This window comes from Pseudarthrobacter kochi (assembly GCF_055412805.1).
Genome location: NZ_JBVAYV010000002.1, coordinates 168,860 through 193,147, shown reverse-complemented (window position 1 = coordinate 193,147; position 24,288 = coordinate 168,860). Strand labels below are relative to the sequence as shown.

The following is a 24,288-nucleotide window of genomic DNA, read 5'->3' as shown; positions in this document are numbered from 1 at the left end:
CCGATGGCCAGGCTGACAGTGTTGCGCGTCCACCGCGTCCGCGTGCCGCTGGTGGGGCACTTCACCACCGCGGTGCGCAGCGCGACGGAACTCGAAACCGTGCTCGTGGAAGCCGTCGACTCCGACGGCCGCAGCGGCTGGGGCGAGGCGCCGATCAGCCGGGTCACCCGGCTCTCCACCGAGCAGGCGGTGGCCAGCATCCAGGGTCCGCTGGCTGCCCTGGTGCTGGGCACCGTGGAACTCGACGGCATCCTTTCAGAGCTGGAAGACAGCAGTGAACCGGCGGCGGCCCGGATGGCGGTGGACTGTGCCCTGCATGATCTGGCCGCCCAGCAGCTCGGGCTGACGCTCGGCGCGTACCTTGGCGGCGCCGCGTCTGAGCCCGGGTCCGGGGCCGCTCCGGCAGCAACTGTCGAGACGGACATGACACTCTCCGTCGCGCCGCCGGAGGAACTCGCGGCGAAGGCGGCGGCGCACGCGGCCGCCGGCTTCCGCTGCCTGAAGGTGAAACTGGATGCCCGGATGGACGTCCTCGCCTCGATGCGCGCGGTCCGGGCGGCGGCGGGGCCGGACGTTGTGCTGCGGATTGACGCGAACCAGGCGTTCGACGCCGGGACGGCCATCCGGATCATCCGAGAGCTCGAGGACGCCGGGCTGGAGATCGAACTCGCTGAACAGCCCGTACCGGCCGGTGACTGGGCGGCACTGGCGCAGGTCAGCGCCGCCGTCGACACCCCGGTCATGGCCGATGAAAGCCTCTGGACCCTCGCGGACCTGGACCGGCTGCTCGCGCACCGGGCCGCGCCCCTGGTCAACATCAAACTGGCCAAATCCGGCGGGCTGCGCCACGGCCGCGGGCTGCTGGAACGCGCCCGGGCCGAGGGCCTCGGTGTGGTGATCGGCTGCATGCTGGAGAGCTCGGTGGGGATCGCCGCGGCCGCCTCGCTCGCCTCGCTGCTCCCGCCCGCCACGGGCCGGTCCGCAGCACAGGACCTCGACGGCGGGCTCTGGCTGGCCGCGTCCCCCGTGGCCGGCGGCGCCGGCTACAGCGGCCGGACCATCCGGCTTGCCCCGGCGCCCGGGCTCGGGATCACCGGGCTCCGCTGAGGGCCGTCACCCTCACACCGTCACCTTCAGCCCGTGCAGTTCCCAGGCCAGCCGCGAGATCGACCGGATGGCCGGCAGGGCGTCCTGTTCGTCGTACGCGCGGGTGCAGACCGCCAGCACATAACCCGCACCGAGCGGGCCGCCGCGCGGGGCGACAAACGCGACGTCGTGCTGGATCCCGGTGACCCAGCCCGACTTGCTGCCCCAGACGACGTCGGCCCCTGCGGCGTCCAGTTCCGCGCCGAGATCACCGAACTCCTGCGCCACGAGCCACTCCGTCATGAGCGCGGTGAGCACCGGCCCGGCGGCGGCCCCGGTCACGATCGCCCGGACGACGGCGGTCAGGTCCCGGGCCGTAACCTGATGGCTCAGCCCGGCCCGCAGCGCCGGAATGTCACCGATCAGCCGCTCCATCCGGGACGAGCCGGCGCCGCAGGCGGACAGGGCCGCGTTGACCGCCGGCAGCCCGACAAGCTGCACGGCCAGATTGGTGGCCTCGTTCGAGGAGACGGTGACCATGCGGCGCAGCACGGCGCGCAGGGGCATGGCGGTTCCGGGGGCGGGCATGCCGGCGTCGCGCTCCCCGGGCTCGAAGCTGAAGGTCTCCCCGCCGCCGGCGCCGGAGGGGAAGGTGTGCGCCGCGATGACCGGCTGCTCCAGGTCCAGGGCGCCGCGCTCCACCGCATGGATGGCCGCCACCAGCACGCCGAGCTTGATGGTGCTCGCGGAATAGAAGGGCAGGTCCGCGTCCCGGTGGGCCAGGACGGTGCCGTCCATCGCGGTGAGGCAGTAGGCGATCGTGGGGACACCGTCGCTGTAGTCGGAATGAACAGGCACGGGGTGCTCCTAGCTGAGGGCGGCGTAGACCGCGCGGGACACGGCCAGGCGGACGGACTGGAAGTCGGAGAGCTCGCGGCGGGGGTGGACCCGGTTGCCCAGCAGGACGACGCTGATTCCGGCGCCGCGGTCGACCAGCAGCGAGGTCCCGGTGAAACCGTTGTGGCCGCGGGCAGCGGGGGAACCCATCCACGCCGCCTGCCCGATCCGCAGCCCAAGCCCGTGCCCGAATTCGGCGCCGGACGTCGGCAGGGACGCGCCCAGCACCGCCGGGAGCTGGTCCGTCCACAGGGCGTCCGCCGTCGCGTGGGAGAGAATGCCGGGCAGACCGGCCCGCAGTGCCTCGCCGAAGTCCAGCAGCGCCGGGGCGGTGCCGAACATTCCGGCGTTGCCGCTGGCCCCGCCGAGGGACCAGGCCGCCTCGTCGTGCACGGTGCCGCGGACCATGCCCCGGCCGTGTTCGGGCTGGTATTCGGTCGCGGCGGTGCGGCCGGGGTCCGGGACGAAGGTCAGGGCGGTGTCCGGGGCCAGCCTGGAGAGGACATGCTCCGTGACCAGCTCCGGCCAGGACCGTCCCGTGGTGTGCTCGGCGACGGCCATGATGGTGTTGAACCCGGCGCAGGAGTACTCAAAGCGTGTCCCCGGCGGGTGCACAGGCTCCAGGGCGAGGAGGTTCGCGATCAGCCCCGGCCGGTCGAAGCGCGCTCCGGCGGCCAGCGGTCCGCGCCAGCCCTCCCAGATCCCGGGCAGCCCCGAGGTGTGGGTGAGGAGCTGGCGGAGCGTCACTCCGGATCCGCCCACCGGGACCGGCACCGCCTCGTCGAGGTGCAGGACGCCGCCGTCGACCAACGCCAGGGCCGTGACCGCTGTGAAGACCTTGGTGACCGAGGCGAGGTCGTAGAACGTCCCGGCGTCGGCCGCGGTGCGCTGTCCCTCCGGGAGTTCGACGCCGTCAGCGCCGAAGCGCACGGCGTCACCGGCCGTAACGACCGGCAGCCGTTCGTCGCGGACCGCGACGGCGCAGACCGCCGACGGCGTGATGCCGCCCTCCACAGCGGCGTCGAGGAGGCGCTGGAGTTCCGCGTGCAGCCGGCCGTGCCGGGCCATCAGCCGAGCACCAGGCTGGGCCGGCCGGACGCGGGCGCGTGCAGCGTGGCGGGGACCCCGAGCGGAATGCTGTGCGCCGCCGGTCCGTGGCCGAAACCGAGTTCCCAGACGAGCGGGATCCCCAGCGGAGCGAGCAGCTCGGCACAGAGGTCCTTGACCTCGGCCAGATCCCCGCAGTCCTGCCAGGACCCCAGGGCGAGACCGGCCAGCCCGTCGAACCAGCCGGCCCGCAGCAGCGAGTGGAGCATCCCGTCAATTTTGTAGGGCGCCTCCGTGACATCCTCCAGCAGGCCGATCCGGCCGGCGTTGTTCAGCGGCGGCCTGCCCCGGGCGCCGAGGGTCATCGCGAGCAGGCTCAGGTTCCCGCCGGTCAGGAGTCCGCGGGCGGTGCCCGGGACGAGGGTCCCGGCCGTATCCGCCGTGTAGCGGCGGCCGGCATAGGGCTCGAACACGGCCTGCTTCAGGCTCGCGGTCGCGGCGGGGTCATCGAGCAGCGCGCCGGTGGCGAGCATCGGCGTGAACCAGGAGGGCATGTCCAGCCGTTCGGCCCAGAACTCGTGGATCCCGGTGACGTCCGAGGACCCGAACAGCGGCTTCGGGGCAGCGGCGCGGAGCTTGTCGACGTCGAGCAGGTCAAGCAGGCGTACCGCGCCGTAGCCGCCGCGGATCACGAAGACGGCGGACAAGGTCGGATCACACCAGGCGTCCTGCAGATCGGCGGCGCGCTGGGCATCTCCGCCGGCGAGGTAGGCCGCGCGGGGGTGCGTCGCCTGGAGGTTCTGCCCGGGGACCGGCACCAGCCCCCACGATTCCAGCAGCGCCACGGAACGTTTCAGCATCGCCGGCAGCGGCGGCCCCGAGCTCGCCACGAGCCCCACACGGTCGCCGGGCCTGAGCGGTGCCAGGGCCGGGACGGCTGCAGGGACGTCTGCCGGGGCGGGGGACATGCCCAGTGGTGCCGTCATGACCCGGCGCCGATCGCGACGCTGGCGTCGTCCTCCACAACGTTGTTGGTGGGCACCACGCTGAGCAGCTTCCGGGTGTACTCGTGCTGCGGGTTCAGCAGCACATCTTCGACCCGGCCTTCCTCGACGATCCGGCCTTCGAACATCACCACAACCCGGTCGGCGATATTCCAGGCCAGGCCGAGGTCGTGTGTGATGACCAGGGCGCCGAGGCCCAGTTCGCAGCGCAGCCGCAGGAGCAGGGCAAGGATTTCGGCGCGCACGGAGGCGTCCAGGCTGGCCACGGGCTCATCGGCCACGAGGAATTCCGGGTCCAGGGCCAGGGCGCCGGCAATGACGACGCGCTGGCGCTGCCCGCCGGAGAGCTCCTGGGGGATGGCGGCGAGGTAGCGCTCCGGCGGGTTAAGTTCCGCTTTCCGCAGGGCCGCGGTGACGATCTCCCGCTCGTTGCCGGGCAGCTTGTGCAGCCGGGGACCTTCGGCGACGGCCTCGTAGACCGAGTGCTTCGGGTTCAGTGCCGCGGAGGGGTCCTGCAGCACGAACTGGACGCTGCGCCGGTAGTCCTTGAGGGCCTTCCGGTTGTGGGAGAGGGCCCTGCCCTCGAACAGCACCTCGCCCGACGTCGGCCGCTGCAGGGCCAGCATGGTGCGGGCCAGGGTGGTCTTGCCGGAGCCGGACTGCCCCACGAGCGCCACGATTTCGCCGCGGCCGCACGTGAGGTTCACCGAGTCCACAGCCTTGACGTTGCCGCCGCGGCCGGCGAAGGTCACAGACAGGTTCCGGGCCTCGAACACAACGTCCGCCGGGTCCGGGGCTGTGAACGTGCCGGCCTTTTCCTGGGCCGTCGCGCCGGGCGCGTCCGGTGCGGTGTAGCCGGGCAGCCGGAGCCGGGACGCCGGGTCGCCGATCAGCGGGAACGCGGCGGCGAGGGCCTGGGTGTGCGGGTGCTGCGGGGTGCGCATGACGTCCGCGGAGGGTCCGTCCTCCACGATTTTGCCCTGCTGCATCACGACGATCCGCTCGCACGTGGCGGCGAGGACGGAGAGGTCATGGCTGATCATGATGAGGGACAGCCCGCGGGAGGCCACCAGGGCGGTGAGCACGTTGAGGACCTGGGCCTGCACGATGACGTCCAGGGCGGTGGTGGGTTCGTCGGCGATGATGAGTTCGGGGTCGCAGGCCAGGGCCATGGCGATCATGACGCGCTGTTTCTGTCCGCCGGAGAGTTCATGCGGGTAGGAGGCGCCCTTGGCCGCGGAGAGGTCCACGAGTTCCAGCAGTTCGGCAACCCGGGCGTCCCGCGCGGCGTCGTCCTTGTAGGGGAGCGTTTTGGCGTGGATGCGGAGGGCTTCCGCGATCTGTTCCCGGACCTTGCGGACCGGATTAAGTGAGTGCATGGCTCCCTGGAACACGATGGAGGCCTCGGTCCAGCGGACCGTGCGGAGCCGGCCCCAGCTCAGGTCCGGGACGTTCTCCCCGCCGAGCAGGATGCTGCCTTCAACCTTGGCGTTGGCGGGCAGCAGCCGGAGCACGGACATGGCCAGGGTGGATTTGCCGCAGCCGGATTCGCCGGCCAGGCCCAGGGTTGAGCCGGGCTCGACGACGAGGTTGACGCCGTCGACCGCTGTCAGGGTGCGGGGGCCGTCCTCGCCCTGGGTGGCGTAGGTGACGCGGAGGTCCTTGAATTCAAGTCGCGGCATTAGCGGCCTCTCAGGGTGGGATTGATGACTGACTCGAAGGCGCGGCCCACCAGGGTGAAGCACAGCACAACGAGGACGATGGCGATGCCGGGGGTCAGCACGAACCACCAGTAGCCGCCGGTCGCGGCGCCGGTGTCCAGGGCGGCCTTCAGCATGGAGCCCCAGGAGATCTGCCCCGGGTCTCCCATGCCGAGGAAGGACAAAGTGGATTCGGCGATGATGGCCGAGCCGACGGTGAGGGTGGTGTTGGCCAGGACCAGCGGCATCACGGCAGGCAGCACGTGCTTGCCGATGATGTGCGCGTCGGAGCCGCCGAGCGCCCAGCTGCGTTCGATGTAGGCGCGGGACTCCACGCTGAGCGTCTGGGAGCGGACCAGGCGGGCGGTGCCGGCCCAGGAGGTGATGCCGATGGCGATCACGATCGTGGCGACGCCGGGACCGATCACCGAGGACAGCACAATCGCCAGGACCAGGCTGGGGACCACCAGGAAGAAATCGATGACGCGCATCAGCACGCCCTGGGTGGCGCCGGTGAAGTGCCCGGCCGCCATGCCCACCACGGTGCCGATCAGCATGGACACGGCGGTGGCTGCGAAGCCCACCAGCAGCGAGATCCGGGCGCCCCAGACCAGCATCGCCAGGATGGACCGGCCGGCCGGGTCGGTGCCCAGCGGGTTCGCCCAGGTGGGCGGCTCGTTCTGGGCCGAGGTGATCCGGGTGACGTTCAGTGTTTCCTCCGGCGCCAGCACGGGGGCCAGGAAGGCCAGCAGAATCACGACGCCGAGCAGGACCAGCCCGATCAGCCCGGCGCGGTTGGCGGCGAACTCCGCCCAGACCTCGCGGAGGCGCTGGACCCGGCGGGCGGTGGCCACACTGCGCCGGCTGGTCGTGAGGGTGCTCATGAGGCACGCAGCCGGGGGTCGAGGAGGCGGTAGACGATGTCGGCGAAGAAATTCATGATGATCACAATCGAGGAGAAGACAACAAAGGTTCCCTGCAGCAGGGGGAAGTCCGGGGCGGACAGGGCCTGGAACGTCAGGTAGCCCAGGCCCGGCCAGGAGAAGACCGTCTCCACCGTCACCGCCCCGCCGACCAGCCCCCCGAGGGTCAGGAAGATCAGCGTCACCGTGGGCAGCAGGGCGTTGGGGACGGCGTGCTTGCGCCGCACCTCGTCCTCCCGCAGGCCCTTGGCCCGCGCGGTGACGAGGTAGTCGGCGCTCATTTCCTCCAGCAGGGAGGCCCGCATCACCATGAGGTACTGGGCATAGACGACGGCGACCATGGTCAGGACCGGCAGGACCATGTGGCGGGCCACGTCCCAGGCGTACTCGAGGCCGGTGGCCTGGACGCCCGCGGTGACCATGCCGCCGGTCGGGAACCAGTGCAGCCCGCCGGCGAAAACCAGCAGCATCAGCAGGCCCAGCCAGAACGTGGGGACGGACCAGAAGACCAGGGCCAGGCCGGTCTGCGTCTTGTCGAAGCGGCTGCCGCGCCGCCACGCGGCCCGCTGCCCGAGCCAGAGGCCCAGGACAACGGACAGCGCGGCGGCGGTGCCGGTGAGCAGCAGGGTGGGGCCGATCCGGTCCAGGATCAGCTCCATCACCGGCCGGTTGTAGGTGTAGGAATCGCCCAGTTTGCCCTGGAACAGGTCCGTCAGGTACCGCCAGAACTGCGCCGGGAGCGGCTGGTCCAGACCGTACTGCCGGCGCAGGATGTCCATCTGCTCCGGCGTAACCTGCCGGCCGTCCGCCAGCGAGCGGACCGGGTCGCCCGGCAGGATGCGGAAGGCGAAGAAGCCAAGGAGGACCACCATAACCAGGGACACCGCCGCGCCGCCGGCTTTCGCGCCGATGTAGCGCAGCCAGGAGCCCCCGCGGCGGGGTTCGTCGGTATCCTTTGCCGGGGCCCCGCCGGGAGGGGCAGCCGGTGCGGGCACTGCCCCTCCGAGGACGGGTTCACTGAGCGTTGATTCCATTGTTACTCGCGGTCTCCTGCAGTCGCGCTGCGGCGGCGGTAGAGCACAAATCCGCCGGCGGCCAGGGCCAGGACCACGACGGCGGGCACGATCACCATGGCCGGGTTGAAGCCGGCGGAGGCCTGGTCTGTGCCGGTGCCGGTGTTCATGCCGACGGGCGTGGCGCTGTAGTAGCCCCACGGACCGTTCTGGCCCGTGATGACGCCGCCCTTCTCCGGCTGCGTGACGAACGGCTGGAACTTGTCCGACCGGTACGCCTCCAGCGTGTTGGCGTAGTACATGACGTTGTTGACGGCGGCGTTGTAGATCATTTCCTGGCCCTGCTTGACGAGGGCGCTGCGCTTGGCCTGGTCGAGTTCCTCGTGCTGGCTCTTGAAGAGCGCGTCGAACTCGGGGGAGCAGTAGTTGTTCTCCGACGTGGCGCCGGTGCCGTCAGCGTTCGGGCGGGAGGCGCAGGTGTTGATGGAGAGCTGGAAGTCCGGGTCCGGTCCCATGCCCCAGCCGGTGAAGTAGAGGTCGTAGTTGCCGACCGTGGAGTCGTCGTTGACCTGGGCGGAGGACTTCATCACGGTGGTGACGTCGATGCCGATTTCCTTCAGCCAGGGCTTGACGTAGTCGGCCATCTGCTGGTGCGTGGGATCGGTGTTGCGGCCCATCAGGCGCAGCTTGAGCGGGTTTCCGGACTTGTCCAGGCGGATGCCGTCGGCGCCCTTGGTGTAACCGGCCTTGTCGAGGAGCTCGTTGGCTCCCTGCGGGTTGTACTTCAGCGGCAGGTTCTTGGTGTCCCAGTTGTACTGGGGGTAGGCGAGCGGAACCTCGCCGGTGGCCTCCTGGCCGAGGCCCTGGAGGACTTTGTCGAGGAGGGTCTTGTTGTCGACCGCCATCACGATCGCGCGGCGCAGTTCGACGTCGTGCAGGGCGGGGCTTCCGTCGCCGATGGGGGTGTTGTCGGGGGTCTGCGTGCCGGGGTTGATGCCGATGGCCTGGTAGCGGCGGCCGGTGCCGGCGTTGGTGGTGATGCCGGGCTGGTTCTGCAGGGCCTTGTACTGGGCCGGCGTCAGGCCGCTGATCAGGTCCACTTCGCCGGTCTTGAGGGCCTGCACGGCGGCATCGCTGTTCTTGTAGGGGGCGTAGGTGATGCCGTCGATCTTGGCCTTGCCCTGCCAGTAGTAGGGGTTGGACTTCATTGTGACGCCGGCTGCCTTGTCGTAGCTGGTGACGGTGAAGGGGCCCGAGCCCACCGAATCCTTGTCGTTGGTGAACGTGGCCGGGTTCTCGACCTTGGACCAGACGTGTTCGGGCATGATCGGGAGCTGGGTTCCCGGGTTGGGGGCCTGCGGGGCCTTGAGCGTGATGACGAGGGTTTCGTCGTCCTTGGCTTCCACCGCGGCGACGGAGGACAGGAGCGAGCCGTTGGCCTGCTTGAGCTGGTCGTTCGTCTGGATGGCTTTGAAGGTCCAGGCGCCGTCCTTGGCCGTGATCGGCTGGCCGTCGGACCACTTGCGGTCCTTGGGCAGGTGGAAGGTCCAGACCTTGCCGTCGGTGGAGGTCTCCCACTTGTCCGCCATGCTGGGGATGTCCTCGTTGTTCTTCGGCCCGTAGGCCACCAGGGACTGGTACTGCAGGGCGAGGATGCCGGTGCTGCTGGAGAGGATCGCCTTGAAGGGGTTGAGCGAGTCGATGTCGCCGGTCAGGGCGAGCTTGAGGGTGGTGCTGCTCGCCTTGGAGGTGGTGGCCGTTGCCGGTGCGGCCATGACGGCCGGGGCGAGGGCGACGACGGCGGCAGCCAGGGCCGCCGGAAGGCGCATCCCGGACAGCGATGTGCCTCCCGGTTTCCTGCTTCCCGGCGGTGGTGTCGGTGCTGTCGCAGTCCGTGTCGGTGTCATCGCGTTCCCCTAGTGGTTCAGTGATCAGTGTGGTGCTGTGATCAGTGCGTCTGGTGGCGGCTGGCGCCGTATCCCCTGGCTGGGCCGGGGGACGGCTTCAAGGTATCCGGGAGTTGTGTCGCGGATGTAACCAGCATGTAAATGAATTACCGGATTGAATAACGTGATGCAATTCACTTACGCTCACCCTATAGCCGAGGTGTTCAGAAAACCATCCAGGGAGACCCAACCGTGACCATAAATGCTCAGAGCACTGCGACGCCCCCTCTCGGACCGGCGGCTTTTCCGCCCATCGACGCGGCCGCGCTGTGCGCCCGGCTGATCCGCTTCGACACCACCAACCACGGCGAGGGCAGGAGCGCCGGGGAACGGGAGTGCGCGGAATACATTGCCTCGCTGCTGGAGGCCGCCGGCTACACCCCCCTCCTGCTGGGACCCTCGCCGGAACGTGCCTCGGTGGTGGTGCGGATCGAGGGCGCGGACCGGTCGCTGCCGGGCCTGCTGGTCCACGCCCACCTCGACGTTGTGCCGGCCGAACCGGAGCAGTGGAGCCGCGATCCGTTCTCCGGCGAGATCGACGGCGGCTACATCCACGGCAGGGGTGCCTCCGACATGAAAGACATGGTGGCCATGACCCTCGCGACCCTGCTTGAGTGGTCGGCAGCCGGAACCCGGCCGCTGCGGGACATCGTCGTGGCGTTCGTGGCAGACGAGGAGGACAAAGGCGACCATGGCGCGCTCTGGCTGGTGGCCGAGCACCCCGAACTGTTCGACGGCGTCGGGGCCGCCATCGGCGAGTCCGGGGGCCACGCCACGCTCCTCACCGCCGTCGACGGCGCCCCGGTCCGGCTGTACCCGGTGGCGGTGGCGGAGCGCGGCACCCTGCACATCCGGGTCCGCGCCGAAGGGACCTCCGGCCACGGCTCCCGCCCGGTGCCCGCCAACGCCGTCAAAACCCTGATCTCCGGGCTCGAGCGGGTGGGAAACCACCGCTGGCCGCTGACCCTCACGCCGGCCGTGCGCGCCTACATCGAGCAGACCTCTGCGGCGCTGGGGCACAACGCGGACCTGGAGACCGAGGCAGGCGTGGGACTGGCCATTGACGCCATGGGTGCGGCGGGTACCGTGGCGGGGGTGACCATACGCTGCTCCTCCACCCCCACCGTGCTGCGCGCCGGCTACAAGGTCAACGTCATCCCGGGCGTTGCCGAAGCCGACATCGACATCCGCTGCCTGCCGGGGACCCAGAAATCCACCATGGAGACCATCGATGCGCTGCTGGGGCCGGGGATCACGCGGGAATTCCTCTCGCACCAGCCGCCGACCCAATCGGACGCGGGCTCGCACTGGTTCGAATCGATGCGCCGTGCCCTGCTGCGGCACGACCCGGCCGCCGTCGTGGTGCCGTACTGCATGGGCGGCGGGACGGATGCCAAGGCCTTCGCGCCGCTGGGGATTTCCTGCTTCGGCTTCGCGCCCCTGGGCGCCGACCCCGGGGGCCGGACCGTGGACGGCGTGCACGGTGTGGACGAGCGGGTCCCGGTGGCGAGCGTCCGCAGCGGGCAGCTCATCCTGCAGGACTTCCTGGAAAACGTATGAGTCCCCGGCCGGCCGCCGCCGTGGACGGGCAGCCCGACAGGGATTCCCGCGACCGGGCTGGGGATTCCCTGGCGGCGCGCCTTGATGCGTTGGCAGCGGACCGCGCCGCTGCCGGGACGGCGCCGGCGCTCGCCGTCGGCGTTTTCACCGGAGGGAAGCTGCGGGCCACCGTCCTGCGCGGCAGCATCGATGGGGCCGGCCGTCCGCCGCGGACCGACACCGCCTTCCGGATCGCGTCCTGCACAAAATCGTTCACCGCTGCCGCCGTCCTGATCCTGCGGGACCGCGGGCTCCTGGACCTCGACAGCGAGGTCTCGGCCCACCTGCCTTACCTCCGGCTGATCGGCCCGGGGGAGGACATGCCCAACGGTCCGCTGACCCTGCGGATGCTCCTGACCATGTCCGGCGGCCTGCCCACCGACGATCCCTGGGCCGACCGGCAGGAAGCCATGCCGGGCACGGACTTCGAGGAGCTGCTCGGGGCCGGGGTGCGCCTGGTCCGCACACCCGGCACGGCCTACGAATACTCGAACCTCGGCTACGCCATGCTCGGAGCGGTCATCACGGCGGCAGCCGGACGCGACTACACCGAGGTTGTCCGGCAGGAGCTGCTGGAGCCGCTGGGGCTGTGGAGCACCGGCTTCGACGCGGGCGTCCGGGCGGCCGGGGGAGTGGCCCAGGGCTATTGCCGGCGCGCCGAGGCGTGGGAACCGCAGCCGTTCAGCGGACCCGGCGCCTTCTCGGCCATCGGCGGGCTCTTCAGCACACTCACGGACCTCGGCCGCTGGGCCGACTGGCTCGCCGACGGCTTCACCGACGGGCCGGAGCCCGCCGGGGAACCACTGAGCCGGGCAAGCCGCCGGGAAATGCAGCAACTGCACCGGTATTCCGGCCCGGAGAACCTCGTCCCGGAGGGGACCGGCGGGACCGGCGCTGTGACCGGCGCGGTGGCCGGCGTCGGGGGGTATGGCTTTGGGCTCCGGATCTTGGAGGACCCGCACCGGGGACTGGTCATCGGCCACTCCGGCGGCTATCCGGGCTTCAGCTCGCACATGACGTGGCACCCCGCGAGCGGGACCGCCGTCGTCGGCTTCGAGAATGCCAGCTATGCGAAGGTCGGTGGGCTGGTCCGCGAAGTGCTCGCCGGGGTGCTGCAAGGTCAGACCGGCACCCCTTCCGGCGAACCCGCGACGCCGGCCGCAGAGGAGCCCGCACGGGCCGGGGTGACTCCGTGGCCGGAAACGCTGGCGGCGCGCGCCGTCGTCGAACGCCTGGTGGAAGCGTGGGATGACGGACTGGCGCGCTCGGTCTTCGCCGGAAATGTCGAGCTGGATGAAGCGATCGCGGACAGGCGACACCGGCTCCAGCTGGCGCTCGCAACTGTGGGGTCGCTGCAGCACGGCGCGTCGGAGCCCGGCCTCAGCGTGACGGCGGCGAGGCTGGATTGGGTGATTCCCGGATTCCGCGGCGGCCTCCACTGCGAGTTGTCGATGACCCCCGAGGCGGTCCCCAGGGTGCAGAGCCTGACTTTCTCGGCCGTCACGTCCACGCCGGTCGATGCCGTGGCGCCCGTCAGGACATAGAATCCGAGAACCCTGGGCGGCCTGCGCCTCAGGGACCGCAGCGCAGGGCCCGGGCCCAGGGGAGCCGTACGTGAGTATCCAGTCCAACATTCATTCCCTCCTGCCCTCGCTGGCGCCCGCCGCCCGGCGCGTTGCCGAGGTGATCGTCGCCGACCCGGGTGTCGTGCTGGGACTGACCATCTCCGAGCTCGCCACCATGTGCAACACCTCGGAACCGTCCGTGGTGCGGTTCTGCCGCGCCATCGGGTTCAGCGGCTACGTCCAGCTCCGGCTGGCCCTGGCCACGGAAGTCGGCCGGGAGCACCGCACGGGGGCGGTGGGGAAGAAATTCGGCGAGGACATCCGGCCGGAGGACTCCCTCGCGGACGCCGTCGCCAAAGTCCGGTACACCGAGACCATGGGCATCCAGGAGACCCTGGACGGCCTTGACCTCGACGTCCTCGGCGCCGTCGCGGAGAAGATCAACGCCGCGCCGCACACGCTGATCTACGGGGTGGGCGCCGGAGCCATCGTCGCGGATGACCTCCGCTACAAACTCTTCCGGATCCGGCGGCAGGCGACGTCGTTCCGCGACCAGCATGACGCGCTGATGGGGGCATCCCTCATGGGTCCGGAGGACGTCGCGATTGCCTTTTCGCACAGCGGCCGGACCCGGGAGACCCTGGAATTCCTCCGCCGGGCCAAGGCCTCGGGAGCTACGACGGTGGCGGTCAGCAATGCCGCAGCCTCGCCGATCGTCCAGGAAGCAGACCTCAGCCTGTTCACCGTGGTGCGGGAGACGGCATTCCGTTCCGGCGCGATGGTCTCCCGGATTGCCCAGCTCTCCGTGGTGGACTGTCTCTTCGTCAGTGTGGCGCGGCTGAGCTACGGGGCCACGCTCGAGGCGCTGGAAACCACCCGAGAGGCCGTGCTGGGACGGCCGGGGCCGCGCCACTAGCCGGCGTCTTTACGCGGACAGGCCTGGCTGGCCCGGCGCTTGGCCCGGCGCTTGGCCCGGCGCTTAGCCCGGGCGCCTAAACGGTGGGGCGCTTAAACGGTCCGGCGTTCGGCCGGTCCGGCCGCGCACAGGATCCGGGCCACTGCCTGCGCCGTTGCCCGGGACGAGCCAAAGCAGTTGAGCGTGGGCAGCGGCGGGTCCGGTGGCGCCGCGACGCCGGTGTTGATGCAGACGGCGCCGGGGATGGCCCGGGCGGCCTCCGCCGCGGCGGGCCCGGGGCTCCCGGCGGCCAGGCCCCCGACAAGGACCACAACAGACTCCCCCCGGGCCGGCGGGACCTGGTGTGTGTGCCGACGTCCGGCGCCGGGGAGGCCCGACGCCGGCAGCGGCACCACCGTGACGTAGTCCGCCAGGGCCGCGGCAAAGAGGTCCGCGGTGCGTCCGGCGGCCTGGTTCTTGCCCCGTCTTGCATCGACCAGCAGCACCCGGTTGGTCCCCGTCGGCAGCGCCACGGGCTGCACTTGGTCTGTCCCGGCGTCGGCGTCGGCGCCTGTTCCGGCGGGATGGCTGAAGCTGCAGGCTCCGGCGGCGGCCGCCACCCAATCCGGAACCGGCAGTGGGGGCCGTGCCGCTGCCGCAACCGAGGCGTCCCCGGCCCAGCGGGCGAAGTCCGCCACCCGGCGCCCGGCGTCCCGAAGCAGGCCCACGGGGAGGGTGCCGTCGGCCACGGCTGCCAGCAGGGCATCCCGCACCTCGAGGTAGGCGGCCTTGTCGGGACGGATGCCGCCGTCGCCGTCGCCGTCGTCGTCGCCGCCGTCGTTGCGGGTGGCGGTGCCGACGCCATCCCCGGACGTCGCCGGGTTGCCGAGGCAGAGCAGGTCAGCTCCGGCCAGAACGGCCAGGACGGCACCGCGGCCGGACCCGGTGGTGGCGCGGATGGCCGCCATGTCCAACGCGTCCGTGATCTGCAGGCCCCCAAATCCCAGGCCGCGCAGCAGCGAACCGGCCGCAGGGTTCAGGGTTGCCGGGGCCGGTCCGAGCCCGGGGACCACGATGTGGGCGGTCATGACGGCTTTGACCCCGGCGGCGACGGCATCGCGGAATGGCGGCAGGTGCCCGGCTTTGATCTCGTCAAGTGTCTGCCGCAGGGTTGGCAGTTCCAGGTGGGAATCTGCGCTGGTGTCACCATGGCCGGGGAAGTGCTTGGCGCAAGCCCCGACTCCCGCGGACTGGATCCCGGTGACCATGGCCGCCGTGTGCCTGCCTGCAAGCCCGGGCCGGTCGCCGAAGGACCGCACACCAATCACCGGGTTCAGGGGATTGGTGTTCACATCGGCCACGGGTGCCAGGACCAGGTTGATTCCCGCGCTCCGGCACAGCTCCCCGATGGCGCGGCCGGCGGCCTCGGTGACACCGGCGTCGTCGATCCTGCCGAGCACGGCGGCGCCGGGAATCGACGAGCCGAGGCGAAACTCCAGCCGGGTGACGTTCCCGCCTTCCTCATCGCTGCCGATGACGGCGAGCGGGTTGGCCTCCCTGACGGAGGCCGAGAGCCGGGCCAGCTGGGCCGGGTCCGCGGGATCGATGTTCTGGCTGAAGTAGACCACGCCCGCAACGCCCTGGCGCAGGGCGGCCGCGAGCCACTGCGGCACGGTCTGGCCGGAGAATCCCGGCCAGACCGTGCCGTTGACCAGCCGGAGGAGCTCCGCGTGGCGGACGCCGGGCGTACCTTCCTGGCTGATTCCCGCAGTATCGCCGGCGGAGGTGCCCGGCTTGCCCGAGGTCTCGAACGTCTTGGTCTCGTCCCGGTTTGTCATGCGCCCCACCCTACCCAGAGCCCCGGACCCGGAACCCCGCGGGACATGCCCATTGTTCGCGCCAAGGAGTGGGCAGAATGGGATTGTGTCCAGCCCTGGGTCGGCGCGGAGGGCATGTCCCGTGGTGCCGGGGACATGTTGCGTGGTGCCCGGGGAGGGCCAGCCTGTGTGCGGCCAGCCCGCGCGTGGGACATGCCCATTGTTCGCGCCAAGGAGTGGGCAGAATGGGATTGTGTCCAGCCCTGGGTCGGCGCGGAGGGCATGTCCCGTGGTGGCACCGGGGTTAAACGGCAACGCGGGGCCACCGTGGTCCATCCCCGCTGCTGGAGATGGGCCGCATGTGACCCCGCGCTGGTGTGGTGTGGCTGGCTGTCCTAGGCAGCTGCCGCCGTGCTGTAGGCCTGCTGGATGACGGAGCCCCAGTGCGGACCGTACATCGTAGTGGAATTGCTGCCATAGCCGTAGCTGTTGACCGAGTTCTGGTAGCCGGTGGAGCTGGAACCGATGAACCACGGGCCGCCCGAGGATCCGCCGGTCATGTTGCAGGGGATGCCCTGGGAGTTGAACTGCGGGTTGTACGGGTCGTTTGTGGCCGTTCCGCTGCAGCTCTTCAGGGACTCGCCGTTGAAGGGTGCCGCCGCCGGGTAGCCGAAGGACTTGTAGCTCAGGCCGCGGGCAGCGTTGAACTGCACGCCCGAGGCGCCCACGACATCCGCCAGCTTCTGGCCGTTGAGGGTGTTCATGACCGCGAAACCGGTGTCGTACGTCATGTCGCCGCCGGAGCTCCACTGGGTCGGGGCGTAGAGGGCCTTGGCCGTCCACATGCCGTAGGGGGCGGAGCCGTTGAGGTAGGCGGGGACGAACGTGAACTTGGTGGCGAAAGCGCCGGGGCCCTCGTTGACGCAGTGCCCGGCCGTGGAGACGGTGCTCTTGTTCGTGGAGGAGACCGAGTTGCCGGAGCACACGTAGTTGGTGCCGCCGAGGGTGAAGAAGACCTTGCCGATGTGCTTGACCGGGGTTTCGCTCGCATTGGCCCCCGGCTGGAGCGGCTGGACTTCCTTCGCCTGCCGGCTCGGGGCCAGGGCCTCGACGGTGCCTGGTGCTCCCGCTTCCGCCGGGCGGTTCAGGGCGGCCTTGGAGTTGGCGCCGCGCTGCACTGCCTTGCCGGCCAGCACGTCACCGGGGATGGCGTTGCGCATCCGCTCCTCCGTCCAGTACTCCGCTCCGCCGGTCTCGACGACGGCGTGGCTGCTGACGCCCGAAGTCTCCGTCGGTGCCTTGCCTGAAGCCGGGGCGGCGCTCGCTGCGCCCGCAGCGCCCAGCGCCAACAGCGCCGCTGCCGAGAGGGTGAGAAGGCTGGTGGCCAGAGTCTTGGGTGTTCTCATGGGTGTCCTAACCGGTGGAAAGCGGGGCGGCCGCCGATGATGGCCGCTGTGATGGGAACGAAACTACGGGACTTTGACGAACCTGTAAAGCTTCTTGTCAATTTCTGTAATAGCATGTTGCGGTCGTCATGGAATGTGGGGCGTCCGACACTGGTAGGCGGCAACCCGGCTCCCTCGGGTAAGTTAGGGATGTTGAAATGGCACTAAATTCCGGAAATACCCAGACCTTCAGGGAGACGCCCGAGCAATGGCAAAGATTATCTATACCCACACCGACGAAGCGCCGATGCTGGCAACCTATTCGTTCTTGCCGATTGTCGAAGCCTTCGCTTCGACGGCCGGTGTGGCAGTGGAGACCCGCGACATTTCGCTGGCCGGCCGCATCATCGCCGCGTTCGGCGACTACCTCACCGAAGAGCAGCGCGTCGGTGACGCAATGGCCGAACTTGGCGCCCTCGTCAAGAAGCCCGAAGCCAACATCATCAAGCTGCCCAACATCAGCGCCTCGACGCCGCAGTTGAAGGCAGCCATCGCGGAACTCCAGAGCCAGGGCTACGCCCTCCCGGACTACCCGGACAACCCGTCCTCGGACGAGGAGACGGACATCCGCTCCCGCTACGACAAGATCAAGGGCTCCGCCGTCAACCCGGTGCTGCGTGAAGGAAACTCGGACCGCCGCGCACCGCTTTCGGTCAAGGCCTACGCCCGCCAGAACCCGCACAGCATGGGCGCCTGGACCTCCGAGTCCAAGACCAACGTCGCCACGATGGACGCCGATGACTTCCGCGCCAACGAGAAGTCCGTGGTCATCAAGGCCGACGGGAACATCAAGATCCAGCTGGTCAAGGAAGACGGCACAGTCAAAGTCCTCAAGCGGGCCTTCCCCGTCCTCGCCGGCGAGGTCATTGACGGCACCGTAATGCGCGCCGCCGCCCTGGACACCTTCCTCGCGGCACAGGTTGCCCGTGCCAAGGAAGAGGGCGTGCTGTTCTCCGCCCACCTCAAGGCGACCATGATGAAGGTCTCGGACCCGATCATGTTCGGGCACGTCGTCAAGGCATACTTCGCCGAGCTCTTCGACACCTACGGCGCCCAGATCGCCGCCGCCGGCCTGAGCCCGAACAACGGCCTGGCCTCCATTCTCAACGGCCTCGAGGACCTCCCCGAGGAGATCCGCGGCGACGTCGAGGCGGCCATCACCAAGGGCCTGAACGACGGCCCCGAACTGGCCATGGTCGATTCCGACAAGGGCGTCACCAACCTCCACGTCCCCTCCGACGTGATCGTGGACGCCTCCATGCCGGCCATGATCCGCAGCTCCGGCCACATGTGGGGCCGCGACGGGCAGGAAGCCGACACGCTCGCCGTCCTCCCGGACAGCAGCTACGCCGGCATCTACCAGGTGGTCCTGGACGACTGCCGCGCCCACGGCGCCTTCGACCCGACCACGATGGGCACCGTCCCGAACGTTGGCCTGATGGCCCAGGCCGCCGAGGAATACGGAAGCCACGACAAGACCTTCGAGATCCAGTCGGCCGGCACCGTCCAGGTAGTCGACGACGCCGGCACCGTGCTGATCGAGCACCAGGTTGCCCCGGGCGACATCTGGCGTGCCTGCCAGACCAAGGACGTGCCGATCCGCGACTGGGTCAAGCTGGCCGTCACCCGTGCCCGCGCCTCCGCCATGCCGGCCATCTTCTGGCTGGACAAGGGCCGCGCGCACGACGCCCAGATGATCGCCAAGGTTGAGGAATACCTCAAGGAATACGACACCGAGGGCCTCCAGATCGACATCATGACCCCTGAGGACGCAACGGCTTTCACCCTGGAGCGTATCCGCAAGGGCGAGGACACCATCTCGGTGACCGGCAATGTGCTGCGCGACTACCTCACGGACCTGTTCCCGATCCTGGAACTCGGCACCAGCGCCAAGATGCTCTCCGTGGTTCCGCTGATCAACGGCGGCGGCCTCTTCGAAACCGGTGCCGGTGGCTCCGCCCCGAAGCACGTCCAGCAGCTGCTCAAGGAAAACCACCTGCGCTGGGACAGCCTGGGCGAGTTCCTGGCTCTCGCCGTCAGCTTCGAGCACCTGGCCACCTCCACGGGCAACGCCCGCGCGCAGATCCTGGCCGACACCCTGGACCGCGCCACCGGCACCTTCCTGCTGGAGAACAAGTCCCCGAAGCGCAAGGCGGGCGAGCTCGACAACCGCGGCAGCCACTTCTACCTGGCCAAGTTCTGGGCCCAGGAACTGTCCCGCCAGAGTGACGACGCCGAGCTGGCCGCGGCGTTCGCCGCCGTTTCCGGAGCGCTGGATTCCGGTGAGGAGACCATCGTCGGCGAGCTCCTGGCCGTACAGGGTTCCCCGGTGGATCTCGGTGGCTATTACCACCCGGACGAGGCCAAGCTCACCGCAGCCATGCGGCCCTCGGCGAAGTTCAGCGAAGTGCTGTCCATGCTCGGCTAACAGCCGTTCAGCGCCACACAAACGCCCCGCCTCCCATTAGGGAAGCGGGGCGTTTTGCTGTTGTGGCTAGCCGTTGCCCTTGCCCTTGCCTTTGGCCTTGCCGCTGTCGGCCGGCACGGGCACGACGGCGGGCGGCGAAGCCGACGCGGCGGCCGCGGCTGCCTGTGCGGCCGCTTCCTGTTCGGCAGCAACCCGGGCAGCTTCAGCGGCAGCAGCACGGGCCGCTTCGGCAGCGGCCTGCTGGGCAGTGAGGTCCGCACGGACGGTATCGACGGACTTCCTGATGCTCTGGTGCCGCTTGAAGGACACCTCACCCCGGGCGGCCGCCTCGTCCAGGTTCACCACGAGCTCGTCGAGGCGTTTCAGCGACGCTGCCGGATCACTGGAGGCGGCGGCCTCGGTGACGGCAAGGACCTGGGATTGAAGCTGCCGGGCGGCATCGCGGTCCAGCTCCGGGGCCGCGGAGCAGCCGGCGAGCGAGCCGGTGGCCAGCACCGAACCGAGGAGCAGCCCGGCGAGGAGCCGACGGGAGCGGCCGGGCCTGGCTTCCGGAACCGGCGGGGTGGTCAGGTTCATGGTTCCACACTCTTCTGCAGCTCTTGGAGGTGCTGGCCCAGGTCCCCGGTCACGGCCGGGTAGGGAACGACGTCGGTCGGTTCGGGTGCTGCGAGGGCGACGGCGGCCGCGACTCCACCGGTGACCGCCGCCAGGAGCGCGAGGGAGAGCAGGATCTGGGAGCGGCGCCGGGCCCGCCGGAAGCGCGAGGCGGTCCGGGACACGAAGGAGCCGCGGGTTGCCCGCGGGCCGGGTGCTGCGTCCGGGTCCAGAAGATAGCCGCCCGGGACGCCGGGGCTGGCACCTGGCCCGGGGGAGGACCGCCGCGGGGGCCGGGCCGGCGGTGCGGGCAGCACCCGGGTGCGTTCTTCGGCGAGGAGCCCGGGTAGTGACTCGGGCGAGACCAGGGCATGCCGCAGCGCCACTTCGAGGTCCGCGGCGGACGGCCGGTCCAGGGGGTCCAGTGCTGTCATCGCCCGGATCAGCTTGGCCCATTCCACGGGCACGGTATCGGGGATGGCCGGGGCGCGGTGCAGTCTCGCGACGGCGGATTCCACAGCACTGCCGGGGTATTCGATCTCGCCCTTGATGCATTCGAGCAGGACCAGCCCCAAGGAATAGATGTCGCTGGCCGGGCCCAGGTCGGCGCCCCGGGACTGTTCCGGGCTCAAATACGCGGCGGTGCCCACCATGGTTCCTGTAGCCGTCAGCCGGGTCCCGTCCATGATGCGGGCGATCCCGAAATCGGTGAGTTTCGGCCGCAGCGGTTCCCCGGGGCGGACGGGGACAAGCAGGATGTTGGCCGGCTTGATGTCCCGGTGGACGATGCCGAGCGAGTGGACGTAGGCCAGGGCGTCGGACACGCCGGCGCCGATGACCGCGATCTCATCCAGCGGCAGCGGGCTGTGCCGGATCCGGGCCCGGAGGTCTTGCCCGTCGACCAGTTCCATGGTCAGGAACGGCCGGGGTTCCCCGGGGATCCGGGTGTCTGTGCCGGCATCGAAGAGGGTCACCAGGCTCGGATGGTTCAGGGTGGCGAGGAGTTCAATCTCGGCTTCCTGACGCCTGAGTTCGTCGGGGTCGGCGGACTGTGGGGCAAAAAGCTTGAGTGCGACGTCGCGGCCGAGGTTCGTGTCCTTGGCTGAATAGACGGAGGCCATGCCGCCCCGGCCGATCACTTCCCCCAGCCGGTAGCGGCCGCTCAAGAGCTCCACCGTGTCGCTATTGGGCGAACTGTCCACGCTTGTCCCCGTCCTTTTCCCCCGGCGCCACGGCGGCGCCTCTGAAGAATGATACCGGGACGGGTATTGGCTCCCCGCACTGCGGCCGCGGACCGACGGCCGCCGTGCGGGTAGATGCTGTACCGGAGCCTGCGTCGCCGTTGGATCCCCCAGCGGACCCAACGACTGAATGCTGTACCGGAGCCTGCGTCGCCGTTGGATCCCCCAGCGGACCCAACGACTTCACTCCGGCGTCACAAGACCTTTGCTTGGCGGCGGCGCCCCTAGGGTGGGCGCTCCTCGTGGTGCGGCATGGGTTTGCGGCGCGCCGGTGGTCCCGACGGCCGGGCCGCCGCAGGGCGCAGCGCCGCGGGCGCCGAAGGCGCGGGTCCCTTGACGGGTACGGCGACAGGGGAAAAGGGGGTGCCGGAACACCGGCGGCGGACGGTGGCGTCCATCGGGGATCTCCTGAATGACTGTTGGCGGGCGCTCAAGGCAGCCCGATTGGCCGTGCTCTGTGGAGGGCAGAGACGGCTAACTAGTCAGGAGAAGAACCGGGGTCAGCTGCGACGGCAGGGTGCACGTGCTGCAGCGGGCCACGGATTGGATCAGCACCGGCGGTGGGAATCACCAAATACGGGCTGGGAAGCCAGGCAGCCCCACCTGCGGGGCCACCGGACGAGAGGGTGTTTCCGGATCCGGAGCCGGGAGCTGCAGGCAGGGCATCGGGAGCGGGCAGACCTGTCCCGTTGGGCCACGGGTTGCGGTGGTCCTTGCCGCCGGGCGCTGCCGGTGCAGTGCCCCCGGAGGCAGAGCCTGCCGGAGGAGCGCTGCCGGTCTGCAGGGCGTCGGCTTTCGGGCGGACAGCGGTATCCAGGGCAGGGAGATACAGTGCGCCGCCAAAGACATCGGCGGCGGGCACGGGCGTGGCCTCCTGCAAGGCGGCAAGAACGGCGTCGGTGACGCGGCAGTCCGGGGGGACTCCGGATTCTGCGGCGATGACGGGGTCCGGAGGAACAGGACCCGGCCCAGGGAGCGCCCCGGCAGGGAGCGCCCCGTCAAGCAGGGCCAGGTCTGGAGCCGCTGGTTCGGCCGGCGGAACCGTGGCCGCGGGGTCCGCCGGCAACGGGTCCGCCACCACCGGGTCGGCAGGCGCCGGTGCCGGGAGCGCCGGATCGAGGACCGGCGCCGTGGGGTCCAGGACCGGGCCGGTTGCGGGCATCGTTGGCTCAGGCGCGACGACGGGTGGCGTGGAATCCGGGGCGGGAGCCGGGTAGGTCACTTCCGGGTCCGGAGCGGGCGACGGCGTAGGGTCCGGGCGGGTGGGTGTTGGAGACGGTGACGGTGCCGGGTTGGTGACCGGCTCGGGCGTGGGTTCCGCAGCGGGCGGAGGGGCCGGCACTGCTGTGGGCTCGGGCTCGGGCGCGGGCGCCGGAACCGCAACCGGCGGGGGAGCCGGCACAGCGGTGGGCTCGGGGGCAGGTTCGGGAGCCGGCGGGGGAACAGCAGCCGCGGGCGGGGGGACAGGAACACCGGGGCCGGGGGCCGGGCCCGCGGTAGGGTCAGGGACCGGAACAACGGACCAGGGCGTTCCCCCCGGCATGGAGCCCGTCCCGACAGCCGCCTCGACAGCCGCGGAAGCTGGCGGCGCTGCGGCAATGAGGGCTGGGACGGCGTCCGCGGGAACCGTGATGACAGTTGCGGCCGTGGCGCCGGCCGTCGGGCCGGGAGTGGCGGCGTCGTCCGCGCTGGCAGCTGCCGCGGAGAGGGCCAGCCAGGCGATTCCGGCGACGCCTCCCAGAATGACCCGCCGGAGTGGTCGGCGCGCGCGCAACGGGACTGATGCTGGGTCCACGCGCACACCCCATTTCCCCGGAAAGCTCGACGGTTGCCTATAGGGTAAGTCCGCGCGCGTGGGCGAGTCCAGAGTGAACCGTAAACTCGTGGGGTTCAGGAGGCGGAATCCCGGGTCACCGGGCGTCGTTCGGGTAGCTCACACCCAGTTGGGCGCGCACGCCGTCGAACAGCCGCATGGTGTTGAGGGAGTCTTCGAGCGGCATCACGGGGCTCTCGGTGAGTCCTTGCTGGATGCAGCGGGTCACCTCGCGCAGTTCATAGCTGTAGCCCCGTCCGACGACGTCGAAGGACTCGCTGCGGGGCTCGTCGAAGCCAACCCGAATGTGGAGTTCCTTGGGGTTGTTGATCGAACCGATGGCCTGCAGGAACCCCTGGCTGCCGGCCACGGTGGCGGTCCGGGGACCGTGCGCCAGGAGGGATGAGGTCAGTTGCGCCTGGGCGCCGTGGTGGTAGCCGAGGGTCAGCGCGTTCTGGGCGTCGACGCCATCGTCGTTCAGCCAGCCGGTGGCACTGACGGTCTGCGGGAAACCCAGGGTGCCGAGCGCCCAGAGCAGCGGGTAGACGGTGAGGTCCAGCAGGGCGCCGCCGCCGTCCTTCGGTGCCCAGAGGCGTGAGGTGGGCGAATACGGCGCCGGGAAGCCCAGGTCCGCCCCTACCCACTTGACCTCGCCGATCTCGCCGGAGGCAGCGATCTGGAAGGCGCGCTGCATGCTGGGCAGGAAGCGGCTCCACATGGCCTCCATGAGGAACAGGCCCTTGGCCCGGGCCAGGGACACGAGCTCGGCGGCCTCGCGCGCATTGACGGTAAGCGCCTTCTCGCACAGCACGTGCTTGCCGGCGGTCAGGGCCGCCAGCGCGATTTCGTGGTGGTGGGCGTGCGGCGTGGCGACGTAAACGACGTCGACGGCGTCATCGGCGAGCAGCCGTTCGTAGCCGCTCTGCCCGGCCAGGTCACCGTAGGCCCGGGCGAAGCCGAAATCGGCGGCGAACGCATCGGCTGCCGCCTGGGTGCGCGAGCTGACAGCGTAGAGCTCGGCGTCGGCCAGGAGCTCCAGGTCGCGGGTTACGGACGCCGCAATGCCTCCCGTGGCGATGACCCCCCAGCGCAGCCTGGCGCCGGTGGCAGTGCGGGGATCGGGGTCCGGCTGGCTGGACAACCAGGGCGTGGCGATGTGGGCGGTCATGGAGCCATCTTCTCACCCGGTTGAGGGAGCGTCGGGGTGTTGGCCGCGGAAGCCGGGGGCGGGTTGAGGAGGGAGCCCCCGGCTTCCGCGGCGTCTGTGGGGCGGGG

18 protein-coding genes are annotated in these 24,288 nt (G+C 70.3%); 5 read left to right on the top strand and 13 right to left on the bottom strand.

What is annotated here, in order from left to right:
* Positions 1–3: 3 nt before the first annotated feature.
* The gene (locus ACZY0Y_RS02040) at positions 4–1,107 is read left to right on the top strand and encodes a dipeptide epimerase (protein WP_463956605.1); all 1,104 of its coding nucleotides are present in this window, start codon (positions 4–6) and stop codon (positions 1,105–1,107) included.
* Positions 1,108–1,119: 12 nt separating this feature from the next.
* On the opposite strand, the gene ACZY0Y_RS02035 is transcribed toward ACZY0Y_RS02040, so the two are convergent.
* Genes ACZY0Y_RS02035 through ACZY0Y_RS02005 form a run of 7 tightly spaced genes read right to left on the bottom strand, consistent with a single transcriptional unit; the run spans position 1,120 to position 9,577 of the window.
* Positions 1,120–1,944: a serine hydrolase gene (locus tag ACZY0Y_RS02035; protein WP_463956604.1), complete on the bottom strand. Its 825-nt coding sequence runs from the start codon at positions 1,942–1,944 to the stop codon at positions 1,120–1,122.
* Between the two features lie 9 nt (positions 1,945–1,953).
* A complete protein-coding gene (locus ACZY0Y_RS02030; RefSeq protein WP_463956603.1) occupies positions 1,954–3,051 on the bottom strand; it encodes a serine hydrolase domain-containing protein in 1,098 nt (365 codons plus the stop codon).
* On the bottom strand, positions 3,051–4,016 hold the full coding sequence (locus tag ACZY0Y_RS02025; RefSeq protein WP_463956602.1) for a S66 peptidase family protein: 966 nt from the start codon (positions 4,014–4,016) through the stop codon (positions 3,051–3,053). The genes ACZY0Y_RS02030 and ACZY0Y_RS02025 overlap by 1 nt, the downstream gene beginning before the upstream one ends.
* A complete protein-coding gene (locus tag ACZY0Y_RS02020) occupies positions 4,013–5,716 on the bottom strand; it encodes a dipeptide ABC transporter ATP-binding protein (RefSeq protein ID WP_463956600.1) in 1,704 nt (567 codons plus the stop codon). Before ACZY0Y_RS02020 ends, ACZY0Y_RS02025 begins: the two co-directional genes overlap by 4 nt.
* Entirely contained in the window at positions 5,716–6,618 is a 903-nt protein-coding gene (locus tag ACZY0Y_RS02015; protein WP_463882833.1) for an ABC transporter permease, read from the bottom strand. The genes ACZY0Y_RS02020 and ACZY0Y_RS02015 overlap by 1 nt, the downstream gene beginning before the upstream one ends.
* Positions 6,615–7,691 (bottom strand): ABC transporter permease, encoded by a 1,077-nt coding sequence (locus tag ACZY0Y_RS02010; RefSeq protein ID WP_463956599.1) that lies wholly within the window; start codon positions 7,689–7,691, stop codon positions 6,615–6,617. The genes ACZY0Y_RS02015 and ACZY0Y_RS02010 overlap by 4 nt, the downstream gene beginning before the upstream one ends.
* A 2-nt stretch (positions 7,692–7,693) precedes the next feature.
* Positions 7,694–9,577, bottom strand: a complete 1,884-nt coding sequence (locus tag ACZY0Y_RS02005) for an ABC transporter substrate-binding protein (RefSeq protein WP_463956598.1) — start codon at positions 9,575–9,577, stop codon at positions 7,694–7,696.
* A gap of 231 nt (positions 9,578–9,808) precedes the next feature.
* On the opposite strand from ACZY0Y_RS02005, the gene ACZY0Y_RS02000 reads away from it, so the two are divergent.
* The 3 genes from ACZY0Y_RS02000 to ACZY0Y_RS01990 all read left to right on the top strand — a co-directional run bounded on the left by ACZY0Y_RS02000 (position 9,809) and on the right by ACZY0Y_RS01990 (position 13,696).
* Positions 9,809–11,176, top strand: a complete 1,368-nt coding sequence (locus ACZY0Y_RS02000) for a M20/M25/M40 family metallo-hydrolase (RefSeq protein WP_463956597.1) — start codon at positions 9,809–9,811, stop codon at positions 11,174–11,176.
* The gene (locus tag ACZY0Y_RS01995) at positions 11,173–12,759 is read left to right on the top strand and encodes a serine hydrolase domain-containing protein (protein WP_463956596.1); all 1,587 of its coding nucleotides are present in this window, start codon (positions 11,173–11,175) and stop codon (positions 12,757–12,759) included. The genes ACZY0Y_RS02000 and ACZY0Y_RS01995 overlap by 4 nt, the downstream gene beginning before the upstream one ends.
* 70 nt (positions 12,760–12,829) lie before the next feature.
* Positions 12,830–13,696, top strand: a complete 867-nt coding sequence (locus ACZY0Y_RS01990; RefSeq protein WP_463956595.1) for a MurR/RpiR family transcriptional regulator — start codon at positions 12,830–12,832, stop codon at positions 13,694–13,696.
* A 92-nt stretch (positions 13,697–13,788) separates the two neighbouring features.
* On the opposite strand, the gene ACZY0Y_RS01985 is transcribed toward ACZY0Y_RS01990, so the two are convergent.
* Both ACZY0Y_RS01985 and ACZY0Y_RS01980 read right to left on the bottom strand, forming a co-directional pair.
* The gene (locus ACZY0Y_RS01985) at positions 13,789–15,513 is read right to left on the bottom strand and encodes a glycoside hydrolase family 3 N-terminal domain-containing protein (RefSeq protein ID WP_463956593.1); all 1,725 of its coding nucleotides are present in this window, start codon (positions 15,511–15,513) and stop codon (positions 13,789–13,791) included.
* Positions 15,514–15,887: 374 nt separating this feature from the next.
* A complete protein-coding gene (locus ACZY0Y_RS01980) occupies positions 15,888–16,898 on the bottom strand; it encodes a trypsin-like serine peptidase (protein ID WP_463956592.1) in 1,011 nt (336 codons plus the stop codon).
* Between the two features lie 247 nt (positions 16,899–17,145).
* Here ACZY0Y_RS01980 and ACZY0Y_RS01975 point away from each other — a divergent pair, with 247 nt between their 5' ends.
* A complete protein-coding gene (locus ACZY0Y_RS01975) occupies positions 17,146–19,365 on the top strand; it encodes an NADP-dependent isocitrate dehydrogenase (RefSeq protein ID WP_463882813.1) in 2,220 nt (739 codons plus the stop codon).
* Between the two features lie 66 nt (positions 19,366–19,431).
* On the opposite strand, the gene ACZY0Y_RS01970 is transcribed toward ACZY0Y_RS01975, so the two are convergent.
* The 4 genes from ACZY0Y_RS01970 to ACZY0Y_RS01955 form a co-directional block, all read right to left on the bottom strand.
* Complete coding sequence (locus ACZY0Y_RS01970; protein ID WP_463956591.1) at positions 19,432–19,941, bottom strand: mucin-associated surface protein; 510 nt, start codon at positions 19,939–19,941, stop codon at positions 19,432–19,434.
* Positions 19,938–21,161: a serine/threonine-protein kinase gene (locus tag ACZY0Y_RS01965; RefSeq protein ID WP_463882808.1), complete on the bottom strand. Its 1,224-nt coding sequence runs from the start codon at positions 21,159–21,161 to the stop codon at positions 19,938–19,940. Before ACZY0Y_RS01965 ends, ACZY0Y_RS01970 begins: the two co-directional genes overlap by 4 nt.
* Positions 21,162–21,678: 517 nt before the next feature.
* Positions 21,679–22,995: a hypothetical protein gene (locus tag ACZY0Y_RS01960; RefSeq protein WP_463956590.1), complete on the bottom strand. Its 1,317-nt coding sequence runs from the start codon at positions 22,993–22,995 to the stop codon at positions 21,679–21,681.
* Positions 22,996–23,110: 115 nt separating this feature from the next.
* Positions 23,111–24,181, bottom strand: coding sequence for a Gfo/Idh/MocA family protein (locus tag ACZY0Y_RS01955; RefSeq protein WP_463956589.1), 1,071 nt, complete (start codon positions 24,179–24,181; stop codon positions 23,111–23,113).
* Between the last annotated feature and the right edge of the window lie 107 nt (positions 24,182–24,288).

Bases quoted from the DNA above. Each gene is read 5' to 3' on its own strand.
- ACZY0Y_RS01955 (WP_463956589.1), bottom strand. From the start codon at position 24,181: ATGACCGCCCACATCGCCACGCCCTGGTTGTCCAGCCAGCCGGACCCC.
- ACZY0Y_RS02025 (WP_463956602.1), bottom strand. From the start codon at position 4,016: ATGACGGCACCACTGGGCATGTCCCCCGCCCCGGCAGACGTCCCTGCA.
- ACZY0Y_RS01985 (WP_463956593.1), bottom strand. From the start codon at position 15,513: ATGACAAACCGGGACGAGACCAAGACGTTCGAGACCTCGGGCAAGCCG.
- ACZY0Y_RS01975 (WP_463882813.1), top strand. From the start codon at position 17,146: ATGGCAAAGATTATCTATACCCACACCGACGAAGCGCCGATGCTGGCA.
- ACZY0Y_RS02030 (WP_463956603.1), bottom strand. From the start codon at position 3,051: ATGGCCCGGCACGGCCGGCTGCACGCGGAACTCCAGCGCCTCCTCGAC.
- ACZY0Y_RS02005 (WP_463956598.1), bottom strand. From the start codon at position 9,577: ATGACACCGACACGGACTGCGACAGCACCGACACCACCGCCGGGAAGC.
- ACZY0Y_RS02040 (WP_463956605.1), top strand. From the start codon at position 4: ATGGCCAGGCTGACAGTGTTGCGCGTCCACCGCGTCCGCGTGCCGCTG.
- ACZY0Y_RS02010 (WP_463956599.1), bottom strand. From the start codon at position 7,691: ATGGAATCAACGCTCAGTGAACCCGTCCTCGGAGGGGCAGTGCCCGCA.
- ACZY0Y_RS01980 (WP_463956592.1), bottom strand. From the start codon at position 16,898: ATGAGAACACCCAAGACTCTGGCCACCAGCCTTCTCACCCTCTCGGCA.
- ACZY0Y_RS02020 (WP_463956600.1), bottom strand. From the start codon at position 5,716: ATGCCGCGACTTGAATTCAAGGACCTCCGCGTCACCTACGCCACCCAG.
- ACZY0Y_RS01995 (WP_463956596.1), top strand. From the start codon at position 11,173: ATGAGTCCCCGGCCGGCCGCCGCCGTGGACGGGCAGCCCGACAGGGAT.
- ACZY0Y_RS02015 (WP_463882833.1), bottom strand. From the start codon at position 6,618: ATGAGCACCCTCACGACCAGCCGGCGCAGTGTGGCCACCGCCCGCCGG.
- ACZY0Y_RS01970 (WP_463956591.1), bottom strand. From the start codon at position 19,941: ATGAACCTGACCACCCCGCCGGTTCCGGAAGCCAGGCCCGGCCGCTCC.